Origin of the sequence: Janthinobacterium sp. TB1-E2, from assembly GCF_036885605.1 — a bacterium.
Taxonomy (GTDB): domain Bacteria; phylum Pseudomonadota; class Gammaproteobacteria; order Burkholderiales; family Burkholderiaceae_D; genus Janthinobacterium; species Janthinobacterium aestuarii.
In genome coordinates this window covers 115,272-135,994 of record NZ_CP142523.1, presented here as the reverse complement: position 1 = coordinate 135,994, position 20,723 = coordinate 115,272, and the positions used below count along the sequence as shown (strand labels likewise).

Below are 20,723 nucleotides of genomic sequence, written 5' to 3'. Positions count from 1 at the left end.
TGTCTCAGCAGAGGTTGGCGTTTCTGCACTACAATACGCCATTAAAATAGTGAGCTTCGTCGTGCCAAATCTTGTTGAGATCCGTGATTTACACTTTGCCTATGGAGAACGTTCGATTTTATCGGGCCTTCAAATGGATTTCCCACGTGGAAAAGTTGTGGCCGTCATGGGTGGCTCCGGCAGTGGCAAGACGACCGTACTGCGTCTGATCGGCGGGCAGTTGCGCCCCAGTTCCGGTTCCGTGAATGTGGACGGCCAGATCGTGCATACGCTGGGCACCGACGAGTTATACCAGCTGCGCCGCAAGATGGGCATGCTGTTCCAGCACGGCGCGCTGTTTACCGACTTGACGGCGTTCGAGAATGTGGCGTTCCCGCTGCGCGAACACACGGACTTGAATGAAGAGCTGATCCGCACTCTGGTGCTGATGAAGCTGCACGCCGTGGGACTGCGCAATGCGGCGCAATTGAAGCCGGCCGAGATCTCGGGCGGCATGGGCCGCCGCGTCGCGCTGGCACGCGCCATCGCGCTCGACCCCGAACTGATCATGTATGACGAGCCGTTCGCGGGCCTGGACCCGATTTCCATGGGCGTGACGGCCAATTTGATCCGCAATCTGAACGATGCGCTGGGCTCCACGTCTATCCTGGTATCGCACGATGTGAAGGAGTGTTTCGCCATCGCTGATTACGTCTATTTTCTGTCATCGGGCAAGATCGTGGCGCACGGCACGCCGGCCGAGATGGCTGTGTCGACGCATCCCTACGTCAAGCAGTTCGTCAATGCCGAGGCCGATGGCCCCGTCCCGTTCCATTATCCGGGCAAGTCGCTGGCCGACGACCTGGGTCTGCAGGCGGGGGGCGGCCGATGATCGCGCGTTTCCTGGCGGCGATCGGAGCGTGGTTGCGTCGTTCGGTACAAGACCTCGGCTTTGCCGTGCGTTCGTTTTTTATCATCATCGCCTCGTCGGGCGGCCTGTGGCGCCGTCCGCGCCTGGTGATTGAGCAACTGTTTTTTATCGGTAACCGCTCGCTGGTGATTACCGCCGTCTCCGGCCTGTTTGTCGGCATGGTACTGGGCTTGCAAGGGTATTACACCCTGACCACGTATGGCGCCGAGCAGTCGCTGGGCTTGCTGGTGGCGCTGTCACTGACGCGTGAACTGGGCCCCGTCGTGACAGCGCTGCTGTTCGCGGGCCGCGCCGGCACGTCGCTGACGGCGGAAATCGGCCTGATGAAGGCGGGCGAGCAATTGTCGGCCATGGAAATGATGGCCGTGAACCCGATCCAGCGCGTGCTGGCGCCCCGTTTCTGGGCCGGCGTGATCGCCATGCCGATCCTGGGCGCCATCTTCACGGCCGTCGGCATCATCGGCAGCTACCTGGTCGGCGTGGTGCTGATCGGCGTCGATGAAGGCTCGTTCTGGTCGCAGATGCAAGGCGGCGTGGATGTCTGGAAAGAAGTGGGCAATGGCACCATCAAGAGCCTGGTGTTCGGCATCGCGGTGACGTTCATTGCGCTGTTCCAGGGGTACCAGGCACAGCCGACGCCGGAAGACGTGTCCGGCGCCACCACGCGCACGGTGGTCATTTCGTCGTTGATGGTGTGGTGGCTCGATTTCATGATGACGGCTTTGATGTTTAGCAAGTAATTGCCGATAGGCGACAAAATTATCGGCCTGGGCAGTGTTCTGCGCAGGTGGCGGCAAGTAAAAATTATTTAGGATTGTTTATGCAACGTAAATCTTTGGATGTCTGGGTCGGCTTGTTCGTCTTGCTGGGTGTGGCGGCATTGATGTTTCTGGCGCTCAAGGCCGGCAATATGAGCTCGCTGTCTTTCAGCAAGACGTATACCATTAGTGCCAAGTTCGACAATATTGGCGGCCTCAAGCCGCAGGCGCCCGTCAAGGGCGCTGGCGTAGTGGTGGGCCGGGTCTCGGAAATCGTCTTTGACGACAAGACCTACCAGGCGCTGGTGAAACTCGACATCGAAGATGGCTACAAATTTCCGAAAGACAGCTCGGCCAAGATTTTGACGGCCGGTTTGCTGGGTGAGCAATATATCGGCCTGGAAGCAGGCGGCGATCTGGCGAACCTGGCGGAGGGCGACAAGATCGCCCGTACTCAATCGGCCACAGTGCTGGAAGACCTGATCAATCAGTTCATCTACAGCAAGGCAGCGGAAGGAAAGGACAGCAAATGAGCGAGTCGACCAAACAATCCCAAGGCAGCCTGGCGCGTATCGGCCTGGCCCTGGCCATCGCCGCCAGCGTGAGCGCTTGCGCCACCGGCACCAATCCGCGCGACCCGCTGGAAGGGTACAACCGCGCCATGTTCAAGTTCAACGACACGGTTGACCAGGTGGCCTTGAAGCCGGTCGCCACGGCCTACAAGAAGGTCACGCCATCGTTCGTGCAAACGGGCGTGGGCAACTTCTTCGGCAACTTGTCCGATGTGTGGAGCGCCATGAACAACTTGCTGCAAGGCAAGGGCGAAGCGGGCTTGCAAGACGTCGTGCGCGTCAGCATGAACTCGACTTTCGGTATCTTCGGTCTGATCGACATCGCCTCGCAGGCCGGCATTCCCAAGCATAACGAAGACTTTGGCCAGACCCTGGGCTGGTATGGCGTCCAGTCCGGTCCGTACGTGATGCTGCCGCTGCTGGGCCCATCGACCGTGCGCGACACGGCGGCCCTGCCGCTCGATATCGCGGGCGACCCATGGCGCTACAAGGATCCGGCGTATGTGCGCAATATCGGCACGGTGACGCGCGTGGTTGACAAGCGCGCCGCGCTGCTCGACGCGACCAACCTGATGGAAGCGGCCGCGCTGGACCGTTATGAGTTCATCCGCGACGGCTTCCTGCAGGCGCGCGAAAGCAAGGTTTTCGATGGCGATACGGACCGCCGCGACCGCAAAGTGCCAAAAAACGACACCAGCGATTACGAGCCGGAGTACGAGGCAAAACCGCAGCCTGCCAATGATGCGCCTGCGGTCACGGCCACCGCCGATGTGGCGCCAGCGGACCTCGTAACATCTGGTAGCAATACCGTTGCTTCCCAGGCCAGGCCGCAGGAGTAAACTGGACGCAAGAACACCACGGCTGCGATCAACGCCAGCCGGTGCATAGCAACACCATGAAAGGTAAAACCATGAAATTGATGAAACAACTGCTGGCGATGGCCACCATCGCCTTTGCCACCGCCGCCCAGGCCGCCCCCGCTGTCGAAGCGCCGGACGTCCTCGTCAAACGCATCAGCCAGGACGTGATCGACACGGCCAAGGCCGACAAGGCCATCCAGGCTGGCGATATCAAGCGCGTCACCGAATTGGTGGAAAGCAAGATCCTGCCGTACGTGGATTTCCAGCGCATGACGTCGCTGGCCGCCGGCCGCCACTGGCGCGATGCCACGCCCGACCAGCAAAAGCAGCTGGCTGCGGAATTCCGCACCTTGCTGATCTACACGTACTCGGGCGCCCTGTCGCAGATCAAGAACGAAACCGTGGAATTCAAGCCGCTGCGCGCCGACCCGGCCGACACGGAAGTGGAAGTACGTTCGCAAGTGAACGTGGCGCGCGGCGAACCCGTGCCCCTGAACTACCGCGTGGCGAAAACCCCGTCCGGCTGGAAGATCTATGACATCAACGTGCTGGGCGCGTGGCTGGTGGAAACGTACAAAAGCAGCTTCGCCAGCGAGATCAGCAAGGGCGGCATCGATGGCCTGATCAAGACCTTGCAGGCAAAAAACAAGGCTCTGGCCAGCCGTCCCGCTGCCAAAGCCAAATAATCGGCTATCATATAGCTCCTGACCCAGCTCCAGACCAGCGCAGCCCGACGCCATGCCCGACTCTCTCGACACCTTGCAGTCCCTGACTTCCCTGACCGTGCACAATGCCACTTCGGCATTGGAGCAGGGTCTGGACGCCATCCGCTCGGGTCAGACGAAGTTCGACTTGCGCAACGTCAAGGCTGTCGATTCGGCCGCCGTTTCCGTCATGCTGACGTGGCAGCGCGCCGCGCAGGATGCCGGCGCCGTGCTGGAGCTGAAAAACCTGCCGAACAACCTGAAAAACCTCACCAAGCTGTATGGCGTCTGCTCGCTCGTCTCGAGCACGCTGACGGCCGACGACTGCGCCAGCGCCGGCGGCCACGCCGAACGCAGCCCGTCCGATCTGCATCATCATTGATCCTGTCCCACTCCCCGCATCAGCAGTAGCTTTCAAGCCGGCAGGCCAGCAGCGCCGCCGGATTGATCTCCAAGTGTTCCACGAATTTTCCAACTATAATTGACTGTTGCGCCGTCCTCGCCTGAAGGTGGCGCCCTGCACCGGCCTGCCGGCCTCGATGTCTCCGGCAACTGGCGCATCACACCAGACGCATTACACTTGAAACAAGCACATGACCGCAATTCAAATAACGAATGTAGAAAAGAGCTATAAATCGCTCAAGGCGCTGGGCGGCGTGTCGCTGGCCATCGAAGAAGGCGAGTTTTTCGGCCTGCTCGGTCCCAATGGTGCCGGCAAGACCACCCTCATTTCCATCATCGCCGGCCTGATACGCCCCGACGCGGGCACCGTCAAGATCCATGGCCACGACGTGGTCAAGGACTTCCGCAACGCGCGCCGCAACCTGGGCGTGGTGCCGCAGGAACTGGTGTTCGATCCGTTTTTCACCGTGCGCGAAACCTTGCGCCTGCAGTCCGGCTATTTCGGCCTGCCGAACAACGACAAGTGGATCGACGAGGTCATGGAAAACCTCGACCTCACCGGCAAGGCCGACACGAACATGCGCGCGCTGTCCGGCGGCATGAAGCGTCGCGTGCTCGTGGCCCAGGCGCTGGTGCACAAGCCGCCCGTCATCGTGCTCGATGAGCCGACGGCCGGCGTCGACGTGGAACTGCGCCAGACCTTGTGGAAGTTCATCTCGCGCCTGAACCGCGAAGGCGGCCACACGGTCGTCTTGACCACCCACTACCTGGAAGAGGCGCAAGCCATGTGCCAGCGCGTGGCCATGCTGAAGACGGGCAAGGTGGTGGCGCTCGACACCATGTCGGCCCTGATCCGCCGCATCGCCGGCTCGCAGCTGCAGCTGCACCTGAAAAACGGCAGCCTGCCGGACGATCTGCGGCACCTGGTGCTGCATGCGGAAGAACAGCAGGCGCCGAACAAGTTCAGCCTGCGCGTCAACGAATACAGCGAAGTCGAAAAAATCCTCGCCCGCCTGCGCGAAGCGGGTGCCGAGATCGATGAAATGCAATTGCAACAAGCCGACCTGGAAGATATCTTCTTGCAGATCATGGATAAAGGTACCGTATGATTTCGACAGGATTTCGCACCCTCGTCTACAAAGAGACGCTGCGCTTCTGGAAAGTGGCGACGCAAACCGTGGCCGCGCCCGTGCTCACGTCGATGCTGTACCTGCTGGTGTTCGGCCATGTGCTCGACGGCCGCGTCGAGCCGAGTCCCGGCGTCAGCTACACGGCCTTTCTGATTCCCGGCCTGGTGATGATGAGCGTGCTGCAAAACGCGTTCGCCAATTCCTCGTCCTCGCTGATCCAGTCCAAGATCACGGGCAACCTGGTGTTCGTGCTGCTCACTCCCCTGTCGCACTGGGAAATCTTCTCGGCGTATGTACTCGCTTCCGTCGCGCGCGGCCTGGCCGTGGGCTTTGGCGTGTTCGCCATCACGTGCTGGTTCGCCGACCTGTCGTTCGTCGCGCCGCTGTGGATCGTCGTCTTCGCGTTTCTCGGCGCCGCCATGCTGGGCACCATGGGCCTGATCGCCGGCATCTGGGCCGAGAAATTCGACCAGCTGGCCGCCTTCCAGAACTTCCTGATCATGCCGGCCACTTTCCTGTCGGGCGTGTTCTATTCGATCCACTCGCTGCCCGCCTTCTGGCAGACGGTATCGCATTTGAACCCCTTCTTCTACATGATCGACGGCTTCCGCTACGGCTTCTTCGGCGTGTCCGACGTCAGCCCGTGGCTCAGTCTTTCCATCGTCGCCGGCTTCCTCGTGATCCTGGCGCTCGCATCGATCCGCCTGCTGAAAAGCGGCTACCGACTGCGACACTAATTGCGCCGTTGATTGCGGCATATCACATCACTACATTATTCAATATCAAGGACTTATCGTGACCACCACTCCAGAACTGATCCACGGCTATCTGTCGGCCGGCCTCGAATGCACGCACCTCGAAGTGGAGGGCGATGGCCAGCACTTCCAGGCCGTGATCGTCTCGCCCGCATTTGCCGGCAAGCGCCTGATCCAGCGCCACCAGATCGTCTACGCGGCGCTGGGCGACCGCATGCGCGAGGAAATCCACGCGCTGTCGATGAAAACCCTGACACCTGAAGAATTCCAAGGATAAGCACATGGACAAGCTCCTCATCAACGGCGGCAACCGCCTGAACGGCGACATCGCCATCTCCGGCGCGAAAAACGCCGCCCTGCCCATCCTGTGCGCGGGTCTCCTGACCGCCGGCGACCTGGACCTGACCAACGTGCCGCATCTGCACGACGTGGCCACCATGCTGAAACTGCTGGGCCAGACGGGCTTGAAAGTGCGGCAGGACGGCGACCGCGTGGTGCTCAACGGCAGCGCCATCGACACCCTGGAAGCGCCGTATGAACTGGTGAAAACCATGCGCGCCTCGATCCTCGTGCTGGGCCCCATGCTGGCGCGCTTCGGCGAAGCCAAGGTCTCGCTGCCGGGCGGCTGCGCCATCGGTTCGCGCCCCGTCGACCAGCACATCAAGGGGCTGGAGGCGCTGGGCGCCGAGATCCGCATCGAAGCGGGCTACATCTACGCCAAGTGCGCCAAGCTCAAAGGCGCGCGCATCGTCACCGACATGATCACCGTCACCGGCACCGAGAATTTGCTGATGGCCGCGACCCTGGCCGAAGGCGAGACCATCCTGGAAAACGCCGCCTGCGAACCGGAAGTGACCGACCTGGCCCACCTGCTGGTGGCCATGGGCGCGAAGATCGACGGCATCGGCACCAGCCGCCTGGTGATCCAGGGCGTGGACGCGCTGCACGGCGCCTCGCACGCGGTGATCGCCGACCGTATCGAAACGGGCACCTTCCTGTGCGCCGTGGCGGCCACCGGCGGCGATATCACCCTGCGCAACGTGCGCACCGATATCCTCGACTCTGCGCTCGACAAGCTGCGCGCCATGGGCCTGACGATGACCTTCGGCGCCGACTGGATCCGCGCCGAGATGTCGGCCCGCCCGAACCCCGTCAGCTTCCGCACGACGGAATACCCGGGCTTCCCGACCGACATGCAGGCGCAGTTCATGGCCGTGAACACGATCGCCAATGGCGCCAGCCGCGTCACCGAAACGATCTTCGAGAACCGCTTCATGCACGTGCAGGAAATGAACCGCCTGGGCGCCGACATCACCATCGAAGGCAACACGGCCATCATCGCCGGCGTCAAGCAGTTGCGCGGCGCGCCCGTGATGGCGACCGACCTGCGCGCGTCGGCGTCGCTGGTGATCGCGGCCCTGGCCGCCGATGGCGAAACGCTGATCGACCGCATCTATCACCTCGACCGCGGTTACGACCGCATGGAAGTGAAGCTGTCGGCCGTCGGCGCGAATATCGTACGCATCAAATAACAAGGAACGAGCATGAACGGATCGAACAACGGTGACAGCTCCCAGCTGATCCTGGCGCTGTCGAAAGGCCGCATTTTTGAGGACACCATGCCGCTGCTGGAAGCGGCCGGCATCAAGGTGCTGGAAAACCCGGAGACCTCGCGCAAGCTGATTTTGGCCACCAACGATCCGAACGTGCGCGTCATCATCGTGCGCGCCAGCGACGTGCCGACCTACGTGCAGTACGGCGCGGCCGATTTCGGCGTGGCGGGCAAGGATGTCTTGCTCGAACACGGCGGCGAAGGCCTGTACCAGCCGATCGACCTGAATATCGCTTCTTGCCGCATGTCGGTGGCGGTGCAGGCCGGTTTTGACTACGAAAAGGCCGTGCACCAGGGCGCGCGATTGCGCGTGGCCACCAAGTTCGTGCACACGGCGCGCGAGCACTTCGCCGCCAAGGGCGTGCACGTCGACCTGATCAAGCTGTATGGCTCGATGGAGCTGGCGCCTTTGGTCGGTTTGTCCGACGCCATCGTCGACCTGGTCAGCACGGGCAGCACCCTGCGCGCGAACAACCTCGTCGAAGTCGAGCACATCATGGAAATTTCGTCGCGCCTGGTGGTCAACCAGGCCGCGCTCAAGCTCAAGCGCGAGCGCTTGCAGCCGATTATCGAGGCGTTTGAACGCGCCTCGCAAGCCTAGACACCTTCAGTAGCAGAAAGCCGATTATGCCGATACAGATACGCAAGCTCGATTCAAGCCAGGATGGTTTCCAACAATCGCTCGACACCTTGCTGGCGTTCGAGGCGGGTACCGATGCAGCGATTGAAACGTCGGTCGCAAAAATCCTGGCCGACGTGAAAACGCGCGGCGACGCCGCCGTACTGGAATACACGAACCGTTTCGACCGCATCCCGCATGGCGGCGCGGCGGAAATGGCGGCCTTCGATATTTCGCAAGCCGAATTGCAGGCGGCCCTGAACGGCTTGCCGTCGGCGCAGCGCGAAGCGCTGCAGATCGCCGCCCAGCGCATCCGTGCCTTCCACGAACGCCAGCGCGAAGAACTGCGCGGCTTTACCTACACCGAGCCCGATGGCACGGTGCTGGGGCAGAAAATAACGCCGCTGGACCGGGTCGGCATCTACGTCCCGGGCGGCAAGGCCGCGTATCCGTCGTCCGTGCTGATGAACGCCATTCCCGCGCACGTGGCGGGCGTGGGCGAAATCATCATGGTGGTGCCGACGCCTGATGGCGTGAAAAACCAGATGGTGCTGGCCGCCGCCGCGATCGCGGGCGTGACGCGCGTGATCACGATCGGCGGTGCGCAAGCCGTCGGCGCACTGGCGTATGGAACACAGAGCATCACCGCCGTCGATAAAATCGTCGGCCCCGGCAATGCCTACGTGGCCGCCGCCAAGCGCCGCGTGTTCGGCATCGTCGGCATCGACATGATCGCGGGGCCTTCCGAAATCCTCGTGCTGTGCGATGGCACGACGGACCCGGACTGGGTCGCGATGGACCTGTTTTCCCAGGCCGAGCACGACGAACTGGCGCAGGCGATTCTGCTGTGCCCGGACGCCGCTTACATCGCGAAAGTCGAAGAGAGCATCGCCAAGCTGCTGCCGACGATGCCGCGCCAGGCCACCATCAGCACCTCGCTGGCGGACCGCGGCGCGCTGATCAAGGTGCGCAGCATGGAAGAGGCGTGCGAGATCGCCAATGCCATCGCTGCGGAACACCTGGAAATCTCGGCGGAGAATCCGCAGCAGTGGGCCGAGCGGATCCGCCACGCGGGCGCCATGTTCCTCGGGCGCTTCTCGTCCGAATCGCTGGGCGACTATTGCTGCGGTCCCAACCACGTGCTGCCGACGTCGCGCACGGCGCGCTTTTCGTCGCCGCTGGGCGTGTACGACTTCCAGAAGCGCTCGTCCATCATTCACGTGAGTGAAGCGGGCGCGCAAACCCTGGGCCGTGTCGCCGCCACCCTGGCGTACGGTGAAGGCTTGCAGGCGCACGCGCGCAGCGCCGAACTGCGCCTGAAGCCGCAGCCATGACGAAGTTGGCGGAGCAGCCGGACTGGGTCAACCGGGTCTATTGCGAAGATGCGCTGGCGGGGCTGGCGCGCATTCCCGATGGCTCGGTGGACCTGATCCTGACGGATCCGCCGTACAACCTGGGCAAGGATTACGGCAATGCCTCGGACCAGCAGTCGGTGGCCGACTACCTGCGCTGGACGGAACAGTGGATCGATGCGGCGCTGCCCAAGCTGAAAGCCAACGGCAGCCTGTATATCTTCCTCACCTGGCGCTATTCGCCGGAGATCTTCGTCATGCTGAAGCAGCGCATGGCGATGATGAATGAAATCATCTGGGACCGCCGCGTGCCGTCCATGGGCGGCAGCGTGCGCAGCTTTTCATCGGTGCACGACACCATCGGCTTCTTCGTCAAGCGCAAGGATTACTACTTCGACCTTGACGCGGTGCGCATCGCCTACGACGCGGCCACCAAGAAAGCCCGTTCGCGCTCGATCTTCATCGGCGCCAAATGGCTGGAAGTGGGCTACAACCCGAAAGACTTGTGGAGCGTATCGCGCCTGCACAAGGAACACCCGGAACGGGCCGACCACCCGACGCAAAAGCCGCTCGAAATCATCGAGCGCATGGTCAAGGCGTCGTGCCCGCCCGGCGGAGTGGTGCTCGACCTGTTCATGGGCAGCGGCACCACGGCCCTGGCGGCCAAGCGCTGCGGGCGCGATTTCGTCGGCTTTGAATTGAACGCCGACTACTGCGCCATCATCGAACAGCGATTGGCGGCGCTGACGCAGGAGCTGGCAGCACCGCCCGCGACCAAGCCCGCCAAGGCGGCAGCGAAGAAACCGGCGGCGGCCAAAAAGCCGGCCGCCGTGAAGAAACCGCCCGCCGTGAAAAAAGCGCCGGCCCGCAAGGCGCGCAGCGCCGCCGTGCCGGAAGACGTATCCATTTAATTCCATCAGGAGTGTTTGCAGCATGTCTTTCCTCGATCAGTTAATCAGCAACACCGTGCGCGCCGATGTGCGGGCCGTCAAAAGCTACCAGGTAGCCGATGCCAGCGGTTACATCAAACTCGATGCGATGGAAAACCCGTATCCGCTGCCGCCGCATCTGCGCGAGGAACTGGGCGCGCGCCTGGCCGGCGTGGTATTGAACCGCTATCCGCCGTCGTACGCCAGCCTGCAGGCGGCTATCTGCGCCAAGCTCGGCGTGCCCGCCGGCTACGACGTCATGCTGGGCAACGGCTCCGATGAACTGATTTCCATCCTGGCCATGGCGTGCGCGCATCAGGAGCCGGGCAAGTGCGCCGTGCTGCTGGCGCCCGTTCCCGCCTTCGTCATGTATGCACGCTCGGCGCAGTTTGCCGGCATGGATTTCGTCGGCGTGCCTCTGCAGGCCGATTTCAGCCTGGACATGCCGGCCATGCTGGCGGCCATCGAAGAACACCGCCCGGCGCTGGTGTTCCTCGCCTATCCGAACAACCCGACGGGCAACCTGTTTGCCAGCGCCGATATCGAGCGCATCCTCGCGGCGCTCGGCGACACGGGCATCGCCGTCGTCGACGAAGCCTACGAGCCGTTCGCGCAGCACAGCTTCATGGGCCGCCTGCCCGAGTTCGAGAACCTGGTGGTGATGCGCACCGTGTCGAAACTGGGCCTGGCCGGCATCCGCCTCGGCTACATGTCGGCCGCGCCGGCCCTGCTGGCGCAATTCGAGAAAGTGCGCCCGCCGTACAATGTGAACGTGCTGACGCAGGCGGCGGCTGAATTCGCGCTCGATCACCTCGACGTATTGAATGCCCAGGCGGCCCTGCTCAACAGCGCGCGCGACGACCTGGCGCTGCGCCTGGCGCAGTTGCCCGGCGTGACGGTATTTCCCTCGAAGGCAAATTTTCTTCTGATTCGTGTGGCTGATTCCGACGATGTTTGCGCAAAACTGCTTGCCCGCCGGGTTTTAATTAAAAATATGAGTAAAATGCATGCTGCGCTGGCCAATTGCCTGCGCATCAGCGTCAGCACCCCGGAAGAAAATTCCCTTTTTTACGATGCCTTCAAGGCATCCCTCGTTTAGCCTACCGCCAGAGCCTCCCATGAACCGCACCGCAGAAATCACGCGCAACACCAATGAGACGCAAGTTCGCGTCGCCCTCAACCTCGATGGCACCGGCCAGCAAAAGCTGAACACTGGCGTGCCCTTCCTCGACCATATGCTGGACCAGATCGCCCGCCACGGCTTGATCGACCTCGATATCGAAGCGACGGGCGACGTGCATATCGACAACCACCATACGGTGGAAGACGTGGGCATCACCTTGGGCATGGCCGTGGCCAAGGCCATCGGTGACAAGAAGGGTATCCGCCGCTACGGCCATGCGTACGTGCCGCTGGACGAGGCGCTGTCGCGCGTGGTGCTCGATTTCTCGGGCCGCCCGGGCATCGAATACCACATCCCGTTTACGCGCGCCATGATCGCCGGCTTCGATGTCGACCTGACCTTGGAATTTTTCCGCGGCTTCGTCAACCATGCGGGCGTGACCTTGCATATCGACAACCTGCGCGGTACGAATGCCCACCATCAATGCGAAACCGTGTTCAAGGCCTTTGGCCGCGCGCTGCGCATGGCTGCCGAGCTCGATGAGCGCGCGGCCGGCATCATTCCATCGACCAAGGGCAGCCTGTAAGCGCCCGCGAACCACTGTAGATTCCGAGATCAAACATGAATAAAATTGTGGTGGTGGATTACGGCATGGGCAATTTGCGCTCGGTGGCGCAAGCGCTGCGCGCCGTGGCGCCCGAAGCCGACGTGCGCATTTCCGGGTTGGCGCAAGACATCGACAGCGCCGACCGCATCGTCTTGCCGGGCCAGGGCGCCATGCCCGACTGCATGCGCAGCCTGCGCGAATCGGGCGTGCTCGAAGCGCTGCTGCGCGCCGCCGACAGCAAGCCCGTGCTGGGCGTGTGCATCGGTGAGCAAATGCTGTTCGACGGCAGCGAAGAGGGCGACGCGGCCGGTCTGGGCTTGCTGCCCGGCAAAGTCGTGCGTTTCCAGCTCGACGGCCAGGTGCAGGAAGACGGTTCGCGCTTCAAGGTGCCGCAAATGGGCTGGAACCAAGTGCGGCAAACGGCGTCCCATGTCATGTGGGATGGTATCGCCGACAACGCCTATTTTTACTTTGTGCACAGCTATTTTGCTCAACCTCAAGAGGCGTTGCACACGGTGGGCGAGACTGTCTATGGTGCGCCGTTCGCTTGCGCCGTCGCCCGTGATAATATTTTCGCCACACAGTTCCACCCTGAAAAAAGTGCTGCCGCTGGCTTGCAGCTGTACAAGAACTTCGTTCACTGGCAACCTTAACGTTAGCTCTCCGGCTTTTTTTCCGCCTATCACTCACTTTTAAATCACACTGACCATGCTGCTCATTCCCGCCATCGACCTGAAAGACGGTCACTGCGTACGCCTGAAACAAGGCGATATGGAACTTGCCACCGTATTTTCCGAAGACCCGGCCGACATGGCCCGCCATTGGCTGATGCAAGGCGCGCGCCGGCTGCACCTGGTCGACCTGAACGGCGCTTTTGCCGGCAAGCCGAAGAACGAGGGCGCCGTCAAGGCCATCCTGAAGGCCGTGCAGGATTTCGCCGTGGAAAACGACATCGAGGAAATCCCCGTGCAGCTGGGCGGCGGTATCCGCGACCTCGACACCATCGAGCGCTACCTTGACGCCGGCATCACCTACATCATCATCGGCACGGCGGCCGTGAAAAGCCCCGGCTTCCTGCACGATGCCTGCAGCGCTTTCCCCGGCCACATCATCGTCGGTCTCGATGCCAAGGATGGTAAAGTGGCAACGGATGGCTGGAGCAAGATGTCGGGCCACGAAGTGATCGATCTGGCGAAAAAATTCGAAGCCTACGGCGTCGAATCGATCATCTACACGGACATCGGCCGCGACGGCATGATGGGCGGCATCAATATCGACGCCACCGTCAAGCTGGCGCAAGCCGTCAAGATCCCCGTCATCGCTTCGGGCGGCCTGCACAATATCGGCGACGTGGAAGCGCTGTGCGCGGTACAGGCCGAAGGCATCGAAGGCGTGATCTGCGGCCGTTCCATCTATGAAGGCACGATCGACCTGGCGCAGGCGCAAGAACGCGCCGACGACCTGACCGACGCCGCCGTTTAAGCCTGCCCGGCCGGGAGCGTGCATGCGCACGCCCTGGCCTGGCGACAATCTGGATACCATCATGCTTGCAAAACGTATCATCCCCTGCCTCGACGTGACCAATGGCCGTGTCGTCAAAGGCGTCAATTTCACGGAATTGCGCGACGCCGGCGACCCGGTGGAAATCGCCCGCCGCTATGACGAGCAGGGCGCCGATGAAATCACTTTCCTCGACATTACCGCGTCCAGCGACAACCGCGGCCTGATCTTCGACATCATCGAAGCCGTGGCGTCGCAAGTGTTCATTCCGCTGACGGTGGGCGGCGGCGTGCGCGTGGTGGAAGACGTGCGCCGGCTGCTCAACGCGGGCGCCGACAAGGTCAGCATCAACACCTCGGCCGTGACGAATCCCCAGCTCGTGTACGAGGCGTCGCAGAAGCACGGCTCGCAGTGCATCGTCGTCGCCATCGACGCCAAGCAGGTGTCACCCGGCAAGTGGGAAGTGTTTACCCATGGCGGACGCACCGCCACGGGCCTGGACGCGTTCGAATGGGCGCGTAAAATGGAAAGCCTGGGCGCCGGCGAAATCTTGCTTACCAGCATGGACCGCGACGGCACCAAGGTCGGCTTCGACCTGGGCCTGACGCGCGGCGTGTCCGACGCCGTCAGCATTCCCGTCATCGCCTCGGGCGGCGTGGGCGGCTTGCAAGACCTGGTCGATGGCATCAAGGTGGGCCGCGCGGATGCCGTGCTGGCCGCCAGCATCTTCCATTATGGCCAGCACACGGTGCAGGAAGCCAAGCGTTTCATGGCGCAGCAGGGCATCCCCATGCGTCTGGCGTAAAATCAGCAGGATAGAAGAACATGCAAAACGGAACCATCGTAGCAAGCAATGCCAAGTGGCTGAAAAAGGTCAAATGGGACGAGCACGGCCTCGTGCCCGTGATCGCGCAGGAAGCGGGCAGCAACGACGTGCTGATGTTCGCCTGGATGAACCGGGATGCGCTGGCGCGCACGGTGGAGCTGGGCGAAGCCGTGTACTGGAGCCGTTCGCGCAAGAAACTGTGGCACAAGGGCGAAGAGTCGGGCCACACGCAAAAGGTGCTGGAAATCCGCCTCGATTGCGACGAAGACGTGGTCTTGCTGAAAATCGAGCAGGCGGGCGGCATCGCCTGCCATACGGGCCGCCATTCGTGTTTCTTCCAGAAATTCGAAGGCGACGAAAAAACGGGCGAATGGCAAGTCACCGACCCCGTCCTGAAAGACCCTGAGACGATTTACGCGGAAAGCAAGAGCAAATGAGCGAAACCCTGAAGCGCCTGGCCGCCGTGATCGAATCGCGCAAGCTGGCCAATGGCGGCGACCCAGCCACGTCGTACGTCGCGCGCCTGTTTGCCAAGGGCGATGACGCGATTTTGAAAAAAATCGGCGAAGAGGCCACGGAAACCGTGATGGCCGCCAAGGATGCGCGCCGCGACAACGACCCGTCGAAGGTGCTGTATGAATGCGCCGACCTGTGGTTCCACTCGCTGGTGATGCTGGCGCAGTTCGACCTGACGCCGCAGCAGGTACTCGACGAGCTGGCGCGCCGCGAAGGCCTGTCCGGCCTGGAAGAAAAGGCGGCACGCAAGGATGAGCTGCGCGACGCCGGCGAAACAGACAAACACTGACCTATTGGAGCGTGCGTGGATAACTGTATTTTCTGCAAGATTGCCGCAAAACAAATTCCCTCGAGCATCGTGTATGAAGACGAGGACTTGCTGGCCTTCAAGGATATCAATCCGGCCGCCCCCGTGCATCTGCTGCTGATCCCGAAGCGCCACGTGGCCAGCCTGTCCGATTGCGACGACAGCCATACGGACATGCTGGGCAAGCTGCTGCGCCTGGCGCCGAAACTTGCTGCCGAGTTCGGTTGCGCCGTCACGTATGACGCCGATGGCGCGCCCGCCGGCGGCTTCAAGACCATGATCAACAGCGGCCCGAACGGCGGGCAAGAGGTGTATCACCTGCACATGCATGTGTACGGCGGTCCCCGTCCCTGGCGCGGTCAACACTGATTTCGCTGCGCGCCGGGTTCACGTGTATACTACCGGCATTGGTTGACGCTATTCGGGCACCGTCCCGCAAGGAGAATGTGATGGGTTCATTGAGTATTTGGCACTGGGTGATCGTTCTGGTCATTGTGATGCTGGTCTTCGGCACCAAGAAACTGGGCAATATCGGCGGTGATATCGGCAAGGCCGTCAAAGGCTTCAAGGATGGCGTCAAGGGCGAAGATGACGCCCCGGCAGCCAATACCCCTCCTGCTGCGCCATCGCAAGTGGCCGACAAAAGCACCATCGACGTCGAGACGAAAGAGAAAAGCAAGTCCTGATAGCGTGGCGGGGCGCTTGCCTCGTCCGGTAACGGCCCTTGTCCGCTTATGATCGATCTCGGTCTCTCTAAAATCGCCATCATCGGCGTGGTTGCGTTGATAGTCATCGGCCCTGAAAAGTTGCCGAGAGTGGCGCGCATGGCCGGTACCCTGTATGGCCGCGCGCAACGCTACCTGAACCAGGTGAAATCCGAAGTCTCGCGCGAAATTGAAATGGAAGAGCTGAAAAGCCTGCAGAAGGAAGTGCAGGATGCGGCCCATTCCGTCAAGCAAAGCGTGGAGAAATCCATGCATGGCGTGGAAAACTCGATCTCGGGCAACCTGGCCGAGGTGGAAAACGCCTGGCGTGGCGATGCCAGTGCGTATGACGGGCATCACGATGCCCATGAAGCCATGCTGCGCGCCACCAATGAAGACCTGGCCCGCAAGGCGCGCGAATTCCGCCGCAAGAAGCTGGTGCGCAATTCCGCCATCCCTGGCTGGTACAAGCAGCGCCATGGCGGCAAGCTGCACGTGCAGTCGGCGGCCGCCCGCGTGGCGCGCTTCCGTCCGCGCGCCAGTTCCTCCTCCTTTTACTCATGAGTAGCAAATCCCCGGTGGAAGAAACTTTTATCTCGCATCTGGTCGAGCTGCGCAACCGCCTGGTCAAGGCGTCGATCGGCATCGCCGTCGTCTGCGCGGTACTGTTCTATTGGCCCGGCCCCTCGCAGATCTACGATTTTATTGCGGCCCCGATGATCGCCTCGCTGCCGGCCGGTTCGAAAATGATCGCCACCGGCGTCATTTCACCGTTCCTGGTGCCGATGAAAGTGACCTTGGTGATCGCCTTTATCGTCGCCTTGCCCTGGGTGCTGTACCAGATGTGGGCGTTTATCGCCCCCGGCCTGTACACGCATGAAAAGCGCCTGATCGCGCCGCTGGTCATCTCGTCTTCCCTGCTGTTCATGGCCGGCGTGGCCTTCTGTTATTTCTTTGTGTTTGGCCGCGTCTTCCACTTCATCAGCGACTTTTCGCCATCGTCGATCGCCGTCACGCCCGATATCGAAAACTACCTCGATTTCGTCATGTCGATGTGCCTGGCCTTTGGCGCCACGTTCGAAGTGCCCGTAGTGGTGGTGATCCTCGTGCGCATGGGCATTGTTTCTATTGCGAAACTCAAGGAAGTGCGTCCCTACATCATCGTCGGCGCCTTCGTGATTGCCGCCATCGTCACGCCGCCGGACGTCGTCAGCCAGTTCTCGCTGGCCATCCCGATGTGTCTGCTGTTCGAGCTGGGCCTGCTGGTAGCGCCCATCTTCGTCAAGGCCACGCAGGCGCCGGAAGAAGCGTCCTAGACGGTTTGCAAGACGCGCAAGCAAAAGCCGCTGGCCTCCTTCGGGAGCAGCGGCTTTTTTATTGCCAGATCAGTTAGCAGGTGCTTACTGCAGCATCAGTTTGCTGAGGATGCCCAGATTGAGCAGGATCAGGGTGCTCATCATCCAGTACACGTGTTTCATGTCCGCGCCATGGCGCAAGTCCAGGCGTTCCAGGCGGGCGTCGAATTTGTGTTCCAAGGCGTCGAATTTAGTATCGAATTTGTGCTCCAGCGCATCGATCCTCGTATCGAGTTTCAGGTCCAGTGCATCGATCCGGGTATCGAGTCTGAGCTCCAGTGCATCGATCTTCAACTCCAGGGCGCCCACCTTGGCATCGACGTTGTGCGACACCAGCTTGATTTCCCCCAGCAGATTGCGCTCCAGCGCCGCCAGTTCGCCATGCACGACGACGGCCGAACCCAGTACGTCGCCCAGCGCCGTCGCATGGGCTTCCGCCTGCTGCGTGGGCACGCCGGCCGAGGCAAGGCGTTTGGCGTAATCGAAGGTGTCGAACTGGATGGGCATATGCATGGACGCTCCTGTATCCAGCCTAGCAGGAAAATCGGCAATTGCCAGTGAGGAGTGCGGTGGCGCCTGCCTTCCCGTCAGCGTAATGGACAGGCACGCCGGCGGTTTGCGGTGGCGCAAACGCATGCAAAAAGGGCGCCGCGGCGCCCTTTGCAAGGAGAGGAGGCGTACGAGTTAATTCATCAGTTCCTTGATGACTTTCACGGGCGCGCTGCCGTAGCTGAGGAATTGCTCGTGGAAATCCTTCAGCACGAATTTGCTGCCCAGCGCTTGCTTGCGCTGTTCGCGCAAGTCCATGATTTCGCTGTAGCCGCTGAAATAGCTGGTCAGTTGCACCGAGCTCAGCTGCACACGGCGCCATTTTTCCTTGGCTTCACGCTGGGTCTGGAAGGCCTGGCGCGTCAGCAGGTCGAGCGCTTGCGCTTCCGTCATGCCCAGCACGTGCACGCTGTAATCGAGGATGGTGTTGGTGACGCTGCGCAAGTTCCACTTCGAATACATCAGCCACATTTCCGGCGCGTTGTTGCCATAGCCTGATTCGAGCATCATGCGCTCGCCATACACGGCCCAGCCTTCGATCATGGCGCCGTTGCCGAAGATCGACTTGACCAGGGACGGCGATTTGTTGGCATACACGAGCTGCGTGTAGTGGCCGGGGATGGCTTCGTGGATATTCAGGATCTGCAAGATCCAGTGGTTGTATTCGCGCAAGCTGCTTTCCGCCTGTTCCGGCGTTTCGCCATCGAGCGGCGTCACGTTGTAATAGGTGCGGTCTTGCGGGCGGTACGGGCCGGGCGCCTCGATGCTGGCGCCAGCCACGCCGCGCTGGTAAGCGGGCGTTTCACGCACGACCAGGGGTTTTTTCGGGTCCATCGTCAGCAGGTTGTGGCTGGTGACCCATTCCTGCAGCTCGGGGATCTGGCGGCGGATTTCCGGCACGAAGTCGGCGGCCGCCACGTGGTTGCTGGAGAGCTTGTCGATCACCATGCCGATCTTTGCCGTGCGGTCCGCCGGCTTGGCCGTGGCGCCCATGGTTTTTACCCACAGCTCGTCGGACAGGCTATCCATGTGCTCGAGCAGCTTTTCGCGCGCGGCCAGGGCTTTCTGGTACATCTGCTCGGCGCTCACGCTGGCCTGGATATCGTAGGCGAATTTCTGTTCGTACAAATCCTTGCCGATGCGGAAGGAGCGCGCGTTGCCGTTCTGCGCCAGCGCCGCATCCTGTTCCGTCAGCCAGGCCGCATAGCCTTGCACGGCCGTGCGGGCCGCAGCGATGCGCGCGTTGTATAGCTGTTTTTCCGCCGGCGTCAGGATGGAACCCTGTGCCGTCTTGTTCAAGTCGTCAAGCACGCTGAGCACGCCTGCGCTCTGTGCGATGGCCAGCTGCGTGTGTTCGCGCGTGGGGTTGACGATGCTGGCGCGCGCGGCCGCATAGTATTGCGGCACGGTGGCTATGCGCTTGAGCAAGGTGCGCAGGCGCTGCGGCTGGGCCGCATATTCCGTGTTCAGGATGAAGTCGATGGAACCGGCCACGTTGTACTGGGCGGGATTCCATTCGAATTCGCGGAAGGTGGTCAGATACCAGCGGTCCGATTGCAGTTTATTCGTCAGCAAGGCCAGGTCGGTACGTTGCTTGTCCGACATTTTGCCGGCATTGAGCTTGCCGAACTTGCCCAGCCATTCTTCGATGAAGGCCAGTTGCTTCTGGCGGCTGGCCGCGTCGGGAATGCTCAGGTTGGCGGCGCCATCGTACTTGCCGACGGAAATCGCGCTTTCCGGGTCCAGGCGCCACAGGGCCGTGAGGAACTGGCCGCTCAGGTTATTCATGGAGCGGTCGCTGCTGTTCTCGCTGGCGACGGCCGCGACCGTGGCTGCCGTTGCCGCCGTGACGACGGCTGCTTTCTTGGCGACGGTTTTCTTCTTGCTGCTGGTGCTGGCCTTGCCGTTTTTCTGCGGCTTTTTCGCGGCGCTGGCCGGTGTCAGGGTAAAAGCCATCATCAATGCGGCGAGCGCAACTTTATTTTTTATCAGCATAGTTTATCTCTTGAATATTTTGTCGTTTGCCCTCATCAGAAAATAATAAACTGATAATATAAGTAACAAACAACTATTGAAAGGTTGGCCTTGCTTGTCTGGGCGGCCCAAAGATTAGCACTAATTGCCCCTGCGGCGCTAGACGACGATGGCGCTGCCGTGCAGCAGCTCCTGGTGGCGCGCATTGATGGCCGCCACAGCATCCTTGCCGCGCGCCATGCCGGTGGCGTGGATTTCTGTTTCCTGCGTGTAGCGCTGGCTGACGCGCACCGTGTAGGACTGGAACAGCCAGCTCCAGAAGTTCGTTTCATAGACGGCTTCATCCATGTCGCGCCATTTGACGCCCGTCAGTTTCTTTTTCCACGGCAAGATACCGGACGCCAGCCACACGCCCTCCTCATCGTAGTACAGCTGATAGCTGCGTATCGTCAGCAGGCGGTAGCCGACGATCAGGGCCGAACCGACCAGCACGATGAAGGCGGCGCGCGTGTTGTACTTGAAGGCCAGCGGCAGGGCGGCAAAAAACAGCAGCACGGCAATGAGGAAGGTGCTGACGTAGGCGGTCCAGGATTTGCCGCACAAAAAGGTGGCGCGCTGGCCGGCGCTGGTGGCGATATAGTCGGTCATGGCGTGGGAGA

27 protein-coding genes are annotated in these 20,723 nt (G+C 61.5%); 24 read left to right on the top strand and 3 right to left on the bottom strand.

Translation table 11 applies throughout. The features are described 5' to 3' along the window. Positions 1-61 precede the first annotated feature (61 nt). From OPV09_RS00600 to tatC, 24 genes are all read left to right on the top strand, one after another. A complete protein-coding gene (locus OPV09_RS00600) occupies positions 62-871 on the top strand; it encodes an ABC transporter ATP-binding protein (RefSeq protein ID WP_034753922.1) in 810 nt (269 codons plus the stop codon). Beyond that, entirely contained in the window at positions 868-1,650 is a 783-nt protein-coding gene (gene mlaE, locus OPV09_RS00595) for a lipid asymmetry maintenance ABC transporter permease subunit MlaE (protein WP_034753807.1), read from the top strand. Before OPV09_RS00600 ends, mlaE begins: the two co-directional genes overlap by 4 nt. An 80-nt stretch (positions 1,651-1,730) precedes the next feature. Beyond that, positions 1,731-2,201, top strand: coding sequence for an outer membrane lipid asymmetry maintenance protein MlaD (gene mlaD, locus OPV09_RS00590; RefSeq protein WP_034753810.1), 471 nt, complete (start codon positions 1,731-1,733; stop codon positions 2,199-2,201). Then, positions 2,198-3,079: a VacJ family lipoprotein gene (locus OPV09_RS00585; protein WP_338680151.1), complete on the top strand. Its 882-nt coding sequence runs from the start codon at positions 2,198-2,200 to the stop codon at positions 3,077-3,079. Before mlaD ends, OPV09_RS00585 begins: the two co-directional genes overlap by 4 nt. A 71-nt stretch (positions 3,080-3,150) precedes the next feature. After that, positions 3,151-3,786 carry an MlaC/ttg2D family ABC transporter substrate-binding protein gene (locus tag OPV09_RS00580; protein WP_034753816.1) on the top strand — a complete coding sequence of 212 codons (636 nt, stop codon included), beginning with the start codon at positions 3,151-3,153 and terminating at the stop codon, positions 3,784-3,786. Between the two features lie 52 nt (positions 3,787-3,838). After that, positions 3,839-4,186: an STAS domain-containing protein gene (locus tag OPV09_RS00575; protein ID WP_034753819.1), complete on the top strand. Its 348-nt coding sequence runs from the start codon at positions 3,839-3,841 to the stop codon at positions 4,184-4,186. A gap of 211 nt (positions 4,187-4,397) precedes the next feature. Next, positions 4,398-5,315, top strand: a complete 918-nt coding sequence (locus OPV09_RS00570) for an ABC transporter ATP-binding protein (RefSeq protein ID WP_070303724.1) — start codon at positions 4,398-4,400, stop codon at positions 5,313-5,315. Further along, positions 5,312-6,073, top strand: a complete 762-nt coding sequence (locus OPV09_RS00565; protein ID WP_034753822.1) for an ABC transporter permease — start codon at positions 5,312-5,314, stop codon at positions 6,071-6,073. Before OPV09_RS00570 ends, OPV09_RS00565 begins: the two co-directional genes overlap by 4 nt. A 58-nt stretch (positions 6,074-6,131) precedes the next feature. Further along, positions 6,132-6,368 (top strand): BolA family protein, encoded by a 237-nt coding sequence (locus tag OPV09_RS00560; protein WP_034753824.1) that lies wholly within the window; start codon positions 6,132-6,134, stop codon positions 6,366-6,368. Positions 6,369-6,372: 4 nt separating this feature from the next. Beyond that, a complete protein-coding gene (gene murA, locus OPV09_RS00555; protein ID WP_034753826.1) occupies positions 6,373-7,623 on the top strand; it encodes a UDP-N-acetylglucosamine 1-carboxyvinyltransferase in 1,251 nt (416 codons plus the stop codon). A gap of 12 nt (positions 7,624-7,635) precedes the next feature. Further along, positions 7,636-8,304, top strand: coding sequence for an ATP phosphoribosyltransferase (hisG, locus tag OPV09_RS00550; RefSeq protein WP_070219646.1), 669 nt, complete (start codon positions 7,636-7,638; stop codon positions 8,302-8,304). Between the two features lie 26 nt (positions 8,305-8,330). Beyond that, positions 8,331-9,656 (top strand): histidinol dehydrogenase, encoded by a 1,326-nt coding sequence (hisD, locus tag OPV09_RS00545; protein WP_338680150.1) that lies wholly within the window; start codon positions 8,331-8,333, stop codon positions 9,654-9,656. Then, positions 9,653-10,585 carry a site-specific DNA-methyltransferase gene (locus OPV09_RS00540; protein ID WP_338680148.1) on the top strand — a complete coding sequence of 311 codons (933 nt, stop codon included), beginning with the start codon at positions 9,653-9,655 and terminating at the stop codon, positions 10,583-10,585. The genes hisD and OPV09_RS00540 overlap by 4 nt, the downstream gene beginning before the upstream one ends. A 22-nt stretch (positions 10,586-10,607) precedes the next feature. After that, on the top strand, positions 10,608-11,702 hold the full coding sequence (gene hisC / locus OPV09_RS00535; RefSeq protein WP_338680147.1) for a histidinol-phosphate transaminase: 1,095 nt from the start codon (positions 10,608-10,610) through the stop codon (positions 11,700-11,702). A 19-nt stretch (positions 11,703-11,721) separates the two neighbouring features. Further along, positions 11,722-12,312: an imidazoleglycerol-phosphate dehydratase HisB gene (gene hisB, locus OPV09_RS00530; protein ID WP_010402123.1), complete on the top strand. Its 591-nt coding sequence runs from the start codon at positions 11,722-11,724 to the stop codon at positions 12,310-12,312. A 35-nt stretch (positions 12,313-12,347) separates the two neighbouring features. Continuing rightward, positions 12,348-12,986, top strand: a complete 639-nt coding sequence (gene hisH, locus OPV09_RS00525) for an imidazole glycerol phosphate synthase subunit HisH (RefSeq protein WP_072457435.1) — start codon at positions 12,348-12,350, stop codon at positions 12,984-12,986. A 55-nt stretch (positions 12,987-13,041) separates the two neighbouring features. Next, entirely contained in the window at positions 13,042-13,815 is a 774-nt protein-coding gene (gene hisA / locus OPV09_RS00520; protein WP_070303731.1) for a 1-(5-phosphoribosyl)-5-[(5-phosphoribosylamino)methylideneamino]imidazole-4-carboxamide isomerase, read from the top strand. Positions 13,816-13,876: 61 nt separating this feature from the next. Next, positions 13,877-14,638 carry an imidazole glycerol phosphate synthase subunit HisF gene (hisF, locus tag OPV09_RS00515; RefSeq protein WP_034753845.1) on the top strand — a complete coding sequence of 254 codons (762 nt, stop codon included), beginning with the start codon at positions 13,877-13,879 and terminating at the stop codon, positions 14,636-14,638. Positions 14,639-14,658: 20 nt separating this feature from the next. After that, entirely contained in the window at positions 14,659-15,096 is a 438-nt protein-coding gene (hisI, locus tag OPV09_RS00510) for a phosphoribosyl-AMP cyclohydrolase (protein WP_034753847.1), read from the top strand. Continuing rightward, a complete protein-coding gene (locus OPV09_RS00505; protein ID WP_034753849.1) occupies positions 15,093-15,464 on the top strand; it encodes a phosphoribosyl-ATP diphosphatase in 372 nt (123 codons plus the stop codon). The genes hisI and OPV09_RS00505 overlap by 4 nt, the downstream gene beginning before the upstream one ends. Positions 15,465-15,479: 15 nt before the next feature. Then, the gene (locus OPV09_RS00500) at positions 15,480-15,851 is read left to right on the top strand and encodes a histidine triad nucleotide-binding protein (protein ID WP_072457432.1); all 372 of its coding nucleotides are present in this window, start codon (positions 15,480-15,482) and stop codon (positions 15,849-15,851) included. Between the two features lie 80 nt (positions 15,852-15,931). Beyond that, a complete protein-coding gene (tatA, locus tag OPV09_RS00495) occupies positions 15,932-16,168 on the top strand; it encodes a Sec-independent protein translocase subunit TatA (protein ID WP_034753854.1) in 237 nt (78 codons plus the stop codon). A gap of 48 nt (positions 16,169-16,216) precedes the next feature. Beyond that, entirely contained in the window at positions 16,217-16,750 is a 534-nt protein-coding gene (gene tatB / locus OPV09_RS00490; RefSeq protein WP_338680144.1) for a Sec-independent protein translocase protein TatB, read from the top strand. Then, on the top strand, positions 16,747-17,502 hold the full coding sequence (gene tatC / locus OPV09_RS00485) for a twin-arginine translocase subunit TatC (protein ID WP_034753858.1): 756 nt from the start codon (positions 16,747-16,749) through the stop codon (positions 17,500-17,502). The genes tatB and tatC overlap by 4 nt, the downstream gene beginning before the upstream one ends. Positions 17,503-17,586: 84 nt before the next feature. Here the strand turns inward: tatC and OPV09_RS00480 are convergent, their stop codons facing one another. From OPV09_RS00480 to OPV09_RS00470, 3 genes are all read right to left on the bottom strand, one after another. Beyond that, positions 17,587-18,054 (bottom strand): hypothetical protein, encoded by a 468-nt coding sequence (locus tag OPV09_RS00480; RefSeq protein ID WP_338680142.1) that lies wholly within the window; start codon positions 18,052-18,054, stop codon positions 17,587-17,589. A 171-nt stretch (positions 18,055-18,225) separates the two neighbouring features. Beyond that, the gene (locus tag OPV09_RS00475) at positions 18,226-20,082 is read right to left on the bottom strand and encodes a DUF885 domain-containing protein (RefSeq protein ID WP_338682413.1); all 1,857 of its coding nucleotides are present in this window, start codon (positions 20,080-20,082) and stop codon (positions 18,226-18,228) included. 141 nt (positions 20,083-20,223) lie between these two features. Next, positions 20,224-20,712, bottom strand: coding sequence for a hypothetical protein (locus OPV09_RS00470; RefSeq protein WP_338680141.1), 489 nt, complete (start codon positions 20,710-20,712; stop codon positions 20,224-20,226). Positions 20,713-20,723 lie beyond the last annotated feature (11 nt).

Coding starts and splice junctions, on each gene's coding strand:
- mlaE (WP_034753807.1), top strand. CDS start 868: ATGATCGCGCGTTTCCTGGCGGCGATCGGAGCGTGGTTGCGTCGTTCG.
- mlaD (WP_034753810.1), top strand. CDS start 1,731: ATGCAACGTAAATCTTTGGATGTCTGGGTCGGCTTGTTCGTCTTGCTG.
- OPV09_RS00585 (WP_338680151.1), top strand. CDS start 2,198: ATGAGCGAGTCGACCAAACAATCCCAAGGCAGCCTGGCGCGTATCGGC.
- OPV09_RS00580 (WP_034753816.1), top strand. CDS start 3,151: ATGAAATTGATGAAACAACTGCTGGCGATGGCCACCATCGCCTTTGCC.
- OPV09_RS00575 (WP_034753819.1), top strand. CDS start 3,839: ATGCCCGACTCTCTCGACACCTTGCAGTCCCTGACTTCCCTGACCGTG.
- OPV09_RS00570 (WP_070303724.1), top strand. CDS start 4,398: ATGACCGCAATTCAAATAACGAATGTAGAAAAGAGCTATAAATCGCTC.
- OPV09_RS00565 (WP_034753822.1), top strand. CDS start 5,312: ATGATTTCGACAGGATTTCGCACCCTCGTCTACAAAGAGACGCTGCGC.
- murA (WP_034753826.1), top strand. CDS start 6,373: ATGGACAAGCTCCTCATCAACGGCGGCAACCGCCTGAACGGCGACATC.
- hisG (WP_070219646.1), top strand. CDS start 7,636: ATGAACGGATCGAACAACGGTGACAGCTCCCAGCTGATCCTGGCGCTG.
- hisD (WP_338680150.1), top strand. CDS start 8,331: ATGCCGATACAGATACGCAAGCTCGATTCAAGCCAGGATGGTTTCCAA.
- OPV09_RS00540 (WP_338680148.1), top strand. CDS start 9,653: ATGACGAAGTTGGCGGAGCAGCCGGACTGGGTCAACCGGGTCTATTGC.
- hisC (WP_338680147.1), top strand. CDS start 10,608: ATGTCTTTCCTCGATCAGTTAATCAGCAACACCGTGCGCGCCGATGTG.
- hisB (WP_010402123.1), top strand. CDS start 11,722: ATGAACCGCACCGCAGAAATCACGCGCAACACCAATGAGACGCAAGTT.
- hisH (WP_072457435.1), top strand. CDS start 12,348: ATGAATAAAATTGTGGTGGTGGATTACGGCATGGGCAATTTGCGCTCG.
- hisA (WP_070303731.1), top strand. CDS start 13,042: ATGCTGCTCATTCCCGCCATCGACCTGAAAGACGGTCACTGCGTACGC.
- hisF (WP_034753845.1), top strand. CDS start 13,877: ATGCTTGCAAAACGTATCATCCCCTGCCTCGACGTGACCAATGGCCGT.
- hisI (WP_034753847.1), top strand. CDS start 14,659: ATGCAAAACGGAACCATCGTAGCAAGCAATGCCAAGTGGCTGAAAAAG.
- OPV09_RS00505 (WP_034753849.1), top strand. CDS start 15,093: ATGAGCGAAACCCTGAAGCGCCTGGCCGCCGTGATCGAATCGCGCAAG.
- tatA (WP_034753854.1), top strand. CDS start 15,932: ATGGGTTCATTGAGTATTTGGCACTGGGTGATCGTTCTGGTCATTGTG.
- tatB (WP_338680144.1), top strand. CDS start 16,217: ATGATCGATCTCGGTCTCTCTAAAATCGCCATCATCGGCGTGGTTGCG.
- tatC (WP_034753858.1), top strand. CDS start 16,747: ATGAGTAGCAAATCCCCGGTGGAAGAAACTTTTATCTCGCATCTGGTC.
- OPV09_RS00480 (WP_338680142.1), bottom strand. CDS start 18,054: ATGCATATGCCCATCCAGTTCGACACCTTCGATTACGCCAAACGCCTT.
- OPV09_RS00470 (WP_338680141.1), bottom strand. CDS start 20,712: ATGACCGACTATATCGCCACCAGCGCCGGCCAGCGCGCCACCTTTTTG.